The 6000-nt window shown below is 66.8% G+C and carries 6 protein-coding genes; 2 read left to right on the top strand and 4 right to left on the bottom strand.

The features are described from left to right. Positions 1–176: 176 nt before the first annotated feature. Complete coding sequence (locus RM50_RS04145) at positions 177–974, bottom strand: hypothetical protein (protein WP_043450277.1); 798 nt, start codon at positions 972–974, stop codon at positions 177–179. Next, positions 971–2011, bottom strand: a complete 1041-nt coding sequence (locus RM50_RS04150; protein WP_043450280.1) for a Gfo/Idh/MocA family protein — start codon at positions 2009–2011, stop codon at positions 971–973. The genes RM50_RS04145 and RM50_RS04150 overlap by 4 nt, the downstream gene beginning before the upstream one ends. A gap of 104 nt (positions 2012–2115) precedes the next feature. Between RM50_RS04150 and RM50_RS04155 the strand changes: the two genes are divergently transcribed. After that, positions 2116–3378 carry an ROK family protein gene (locus tag RM50_RS04155; protein ID WP_052259944.1) on the top strand — a complete coding sequence of 421 codons (1263 nt, stop codon included), beginning with the start codon at positions 2116–2118 and terminating at the stop codon, positions 3376–3378. 44 nt (positions 3379–3422) lie between these two features. Here RM50_RS04155 and RM50_RS04160 read toward each other — a convergent pair whose 3' ends face one another. Next, positions 3423–3839, bottom strand: coding sequence for a C-glycoside deglycosidase beta subunit domain-containing protein (locus RM50_RS04160; RefSeq protein WP_043450282.1), 417 nt, complete (start codon positions 3837–3839; stop codon positions 3423–3425). Positions 3840–3907: 68 nt separating this feature from the next. Between RM50_RS04160 and RM50_RS04165 the strand changes: the two genes are divergently transcribed. Then, positions 3908–4933, top strand: coding sequence for a restriction endonuclease subunit R (locus RM50_RS04165; RefSeq protein ID WP_043450283.1), 1026 nt, complete (start codon positions 3908–3910; stop codon positions 4931–4933). A gap of 75 nt (positions 4934–5008) precedes the next feature. On the opposite strand, the gene RM50_RS04170 is transcribed toward RM50_RS04165, so the two are convergent. Continuing rightward, positions 5009–6000, bottom strand: a 992-nt coding sequence (locus tag RM50_RS04170) for a sugar phosphate isomerase/epimerase family protein (protein WP_043450285.1), incomplete at its 5' end; no start/stop codon positions are given.

Below are 6000 nucleotides of genomic sequence, written 5' to 3' on the forward strand. Positions count from 1 at the left end.
GCCCGAACGATCGGGCCGTCGACGCGACGTGGTGTGCCTCCGGTGCGGCATCACGCCGGAGAACGGGTCCGGAAGGGACCCCGGCGCCACTCATCAGCATACCCGCACTTTTGCGTTAAAACAACATAAGTAAGCAAGGCTTTGACCTAAGCGCTGCGAGTGGGCGTCCATTCGGTTCACAACGCCGCGATACCTGCCGCGACGGCCATGTCCGCCAGCAGGTCGGCCAGATCGCCCGGCGGTTGACCGGATACGCACGCCTCCATGGCCCGGCGGAGCGCGAGGCGCGCAGGGGCCTCATAGCGAAGGGGCGCCCGGAAGACACCCTCCCCGGTACTGGTCTCGATGCATACCAAGCCCGCCGGCTGGTCGATGGTCACTTCTGTCCTGACGTCGCCGTGGGCCACAACACGGATCAACCCGCCAGGGCGGCGGCCGCCCGTGCGGGACGCCATGAGGGTCACCGGCGTCGCCATGCCATCCACTCCCCACCCCTCGAGAAGCGCCATCGTTGCCCCCGTCGTTGACGCGCCGGAACAAAGCTTCAGCCCGGCCCCCATCAGGGAACGGGCCCAACCGATACCGTCCAGGACGACGCCGGCCATGCCTGCCGCCGGGGCGGCGCAGTCAATGGTGAGCATTCGCGGCTGACTGGATTGTCGTGCCTGCGCGGCGTCGGCGACGACGTCTGCACGCAGGCCCGGACGGTCAACGATGACAGGAATATCCACGGGCCATGGACTGCCGTCCACCGCACCCCGCGGAAGCATTCCCGGATCGGCCAGGACCACGGCCAGCGCTCCCCCGGCACGGGCTGCCAACACGCCCTGCCACCAGTCGCCGGAACCCGGCACCACCGCAACCCCACCGCGTACATCGTCCGCGGGCCCCGCGCTCACCGGAAGCTGGGCGAGGGCGGCCCGGTACCGGGGCAGCCGGGTGGAGACAGTGAACCTGCGGCCCGCAGCGGTCATGGCCGCGCCCCTTCACGAAGCTTGGTTGCGGCGGCATCGGCGAGGTCGATGGCATAGTGCGCGTCGGCCAGGAGTTCGTCGTACTCCACCGGGACTGCACCCTGCAGGAGCGAGACCAGCAGCCGCCACTCTGCCTCATAACCGTCTTCTACGTCCCTGGGGTAGGTCACCCATTGCCCGTCAACATTGCGCACCCGGACGGTGGCGCTTCCCGCCTGGACGAAGGCAGGCGGAAAGTCCACCTCCACTCGGTCGTGCGTGGTGGCGATGCCCATCCGCCACAAGGCATCCGGCCCCCCGGGCAGCATGGTGAGCGCCAGTTGGACCAGCACGCCACCGGCGCGGTAGCCCACCAGGTACCCCACCGTCGAGGCAACCCGGGCGTACACCACCTCGTCAATGCCGGGTGCGATGTCCCGCACCGCCGGAAGATCGTGGATCGCCAGGCCCGTCAACAGCTGGCGCAGAACGCCGGCAGCGACGGCAGGATCATCGAGGTCAGGCCGTCCACGGCGGGCCGCCACGAATGGGCCACCCTCGGCCACCAGTTGGTGGTATCTGTCGTTCGGCGGGAGTGCCAGTGTGACGGAGATGGCCTGCACCTGCCCCTGGAGGGCAACAAGGTGGTGCCTTGCCCTGCCCCAGGCGGAATCGAAAAGATGGTTGGTGCCTACCATCAGGACGGCGCCCGCGGCCCGGCAGGCGGCAACGGCCTCGTCGGCCTCCCCGCGACTGGTGGCGAGCGGCTTTTCGCAGAAGATGGCGCGTTTTCCGGCCTCCACCGAAGCGATGACCTGGCGGGAGTGTTCGGCCGGCGGGGTGCAGATTGCCACGACGTCCACATCCTGGTCGGCCAGCAGGTCACCCTCGCCCGTCGACCAGTTGGCACCGAAGCCGATTGCCAGGTCCCGGGCGCGTCCGCTTCCCGCGTCGGCTATGTGCTTCACAGTGAACAGGTCCCCCAGGCGGCCCAACACCGGCAGGTGCAGTGCCGCCACTCCGGGTCCGGCTCCAAGAATCCCTACGTTCCAAGGCATCGGCGCCCCCCTCTTATGTCTTTATTATTCATAAGTTTGGAAGCTTCTGGCTATAGTCGCGCCCAACTGCACCTTAGTGGCCGTAGATGTGTGAGAATGAGGGCATGTCGACAGAGTCCACCCTCCGCTTCGGAGCCCAGACCGATGAAGTGACGAGCCTCCTGCGGATCGTCAACCTGGTGCGGACGGGTGAGGCCACCACCCGCCCGGAGATTGGCAAAGTCACCGGCCTGGGCCGGGGCGTTGTCAGCCAGCGCGTGGACCAGGCCATCCAGATCGGATTCCTCGGCGACGGCGAGTTCGGCGCCTCCTCCGGCGGCCGGGCGCCCCGGACCCTCCGCTTCCGTGCAGAGCAGGGACGAATCGTTATCTGCGCCCTTGGCGCCGCCCACATCCGGGTTGGCATCACCGCCCTCGACGGCGACATCCTGGAACACACGCACCGGGCCTGGGACATCGGACAGGGGCCGGAGAAGACCATCGCCGCCGTGATGACCCTGGTGGACGAAGTACTGGCAAAAGACTCCAAAGTTTCCGTCTGGGCTGTCGTGGTGGGCCTTCCCGGCCCGGTGGACTTCAACTCCGGACAGCCGGTGTCCCCGCCGATCATGCCCGGCTGGAACGGCTTCGATGTTCGAACCCCCTTCGAGGAGCGCTTCAATGCGCCGGTCTGGGTGGATAACGACGTCAACCTGCTGGCCCTTGGCGAACGCGCGCGCCGCCGCGATGCCCTTGCCGACCTCATCTACTGCAAGATTGGTTCCGGAATCGGGGCGGGCCTGCTGTCCCAGGGCCGGATCCACCGCGGCGCCAATGGTGCTGCCGGTGACATCGGCCATGTCCGCGTCCTGGATTCCACGGCCGTTTGCCGCTGCGGAAAGATCGGCTGCCTGGAAGCCGTGGCCAGTGGCTGGGCGCTGGTCCGGGATGTTGAGCAGGCCGTCAAGGAGGGCGCCAGCACCTCCATGGCTCCGATTGCCGAGAAGGGGAAACTGACGCTCGAGGAGATCACCCTCGCGGTCCGGTCCGGCGACCCGCTGGCCATCATGCTGGTCCAGAAGTCAGCGCGCGTTGTGGGGGAGACAATTTCTGCCCTTGTGAACATGTTCAATCCCGCAGTCATCGTCATCGGCGGTGCCATCGGGTCCGCCGGGGAGGTGTTCCTGGCGGAAGTGAGGCAGCGGGTCTACGAACTGTCGCTGCCGCTTGCTACCCGGGATTTGATCATCACCATGTCCGTAAACGATGAACGCGAACCCCTCCGCGGCGGTGCCGAGCTGGCGCGCGAGCAGCTGTTTGATGTCACTTTCCCGCGCTGGTTCGCCGAGGGCCGGCCTTCACCAGAACGAACCGCGGTCCCCGCCTAGGCTTCTGCGGGGACGCCCGGGCCCGTCCGGTCAGCACTGTCTGGTCAGGCCACGTCCCGGGACACAGACGGCACCGGCGCCGCGTCCAGTTCCAGCCGGGCCTCCAGGTGGAACGGCAGGACCAGGGGAGAACCCGGCCGCGCCTGCAGGTAGGGCACCATCAGCTGGAAGTCGACGGCGACGTCGTGCAGGCCGGCCGAGAGCGCGCCCCGGCCGGCAAGGACCAGCCGGTCCTGCACGAACCACCAGCCCCGCTCCGCCTCCAGGGCATGCGGCGGCACGCGCCGCGAGCCCAGCACCACCATCAGGCCGCCCCCAGCCAGCGAACGCCCGTCCACCTCCACGGTGAGTCCGGTAATGCCCGACAGGGGCATGGAGCGGATCCACGGCAGGCCGATCCGGAGTTCAAAACCTTCCGGGGTGGTGGTCAGCGCATCGTCGCGCACCGCGGTTTCCAACATCAAGACCATCCTTTATCCTGAAACAGACATAAGTCTGTCATAAACAATCATATAGGGGAAGGTGTCTTATGGCTCCCGACATTCCATCCGGCTGGACCTTTTGCGCCAGCTCGTTCAACTGGACCCCGGAGATCATTGCTGCCCGCCGAACGGCCCAGGACACCGTCACGGGGATCGCGGACGCTGTAGTGAAAGTGATCGAACTCGAGCCGGGACTGGTGTGGCGCTCATTCCCTACCCCCAATGACGGCGAAGTCGAAGGGCTGCGGGCGTCGCTGGCGGCAAGGGGCGGATCCGTCAGTATCGTTGGGGCCAGCCTTGACGATTTCTCCTCGCCCACGGAGCGCCGCCCGCTGCAGGAGCGCCTGGATTTCCTGGTCCCGCAACTGCATGCCGCCCACCGGGTGGGAGCGCACGGCGTCCGTCTTCCGATCGGCCAGGCGGGAGGTGAACTGCTCGCCCTGCTCCAGCCGATCCTGCACCGCCTTGACCTGGTGCTGTACGAAGAGATCCAGGGCCAGCAGGCGCCCGGAAGCCCAGCCGTCGAGCCTGCGCTGGAGCTGATTGCCGGGCTGGACGATGACCACGTCCGGGTTCTGGTTGATATCAGCATGCTGATGCCCGCCCTTCCCGTCAGCTACCTCGGGAAACTGCGCCGCGCGGGCCTGCCACGGGACTTTATGGCGCGCCTGGAGGACGGCTGGCGCGATCCCGCCACCATGGACGCGGTCACCGCGCTGCTGCGGTCCGGAGACGTGCCGCCACCCATCCACACCCTTTTCATGAACCTGCTGATCCGGTTTGGCCGCAGCGACGCCGCCGACCTGCAGGGCATCCTGCCGCTGGTGGGCGCCTTCCACCTGAAGTTCTGGGATTTGGATGATGACGGCGGACGGGTTTCCCGGCCGCTGCAGGAACTTGGCGGCCTCCTGGCCGCCAACGGCTTCACCGGCACTTTGACCAGCGAATGGGGCGGCCATGAGTGGCTGCAGGACGACCCGACGGACATGACGCGGCGGCACCTTGCACTGGCACGGGAAGCGCTGGTTGAGCACGTCGAAACCCCGATTGCGGCACGTCCAATCACCGGCTGAGGCTCGCATAACGAAGAGCGGCCGGTCCTGGATTACAGGACCGGCCGCTCTTTGTGTTCACTTCTTCGTGTTGAGCTACTTTGTGCTGAAAGCGGCGTCGAAGGCCGCTGCTGAGGGCTCGTACCCGGAAAGGCGCCGAACAAACTGCAGCGCTTCGGGCGCTCCGTCCAGGCGGTCCATTCCGGCGTCCTCCCACTCCACGGACAGCGGGCCGCGGTAGTTGATGGAGTTGAGCATCCGGAAGGCATCTTCCCACGGCACGTCTCCGTGGCCGGTGGAGATGAAGTCCCAGCCGCGCCGCGGATCAGCCCATGCCAGGTGGGATGAGAGCCGTCCATTACGGCCATTGCTGAGCCGCTTCTTCGTGTCCTTGCAGTGCACGTGGTAGATGCGGTCCTTGAAGTCCCACAGGAAACCCACGGGATCAATGTCCTGCCACACCATGTGGCTCGGATCCCAGTTCAGCCCGAACGCCTCGCGGTGTCCGATCGCCTCCAGGGCGCGCTGGGTTGTCCAGTAGTCGTAGGCAATTTCGGACGGGTGCACCTCATGGGCAAACCGGACCCCCACCTCGTCGAAGACGTCCAGGATGGGGTTCCAACGGTCCGCAAAGTCCTGGTATCCGGCGTCGACCATCTTTTCGGAGGCCGGCGGGAACATTGCCACGTACTTCCAGATGGAGGAGCCCGTGAACCCGGTGACGGTTTTCACGCCCAGTTTCGCGGCGAGGCGGGCAGTGTTCTTCATTTCCTCGGCTGCGCGGCGGCGGACGCCCTCGGGGTCGCCATCGCCCCAGACGACATCCGGCAGGATCCCCCGGTGCCGCTCGTCGATGGGGTCATCGCACACGGCCTGGCCCTTGAGGTGGTTGGAGATGGTCCATACCTTCAGGTTGTTCCGCTCCAGGATGTCCAGCCTGCCCTGGACGTACGCGTCGTCGTCCCACCGCCAGGGGTCCAGGTGGTCGCCCCAGCAGGCGATTTCCAGGCCGTCGTAGCCCCACTCGCCGGCGAGCCGGGCCACCTCTTCGAACGGCAGGTCGGCCCACTGGCCGGTGAACAGGGTGA

It is taken from the genome of Pseudarthrobacter phenanthrenivorans, from assembly GCF_000813845.1.
Classification (GTDB): domain Bacteria; phylum Actinomycetota; class Actinomycetes; order Actinomycetales; family Micrococcaceae; genus Arthrobacter; species Arthrobacter phenanthrenivorans_B.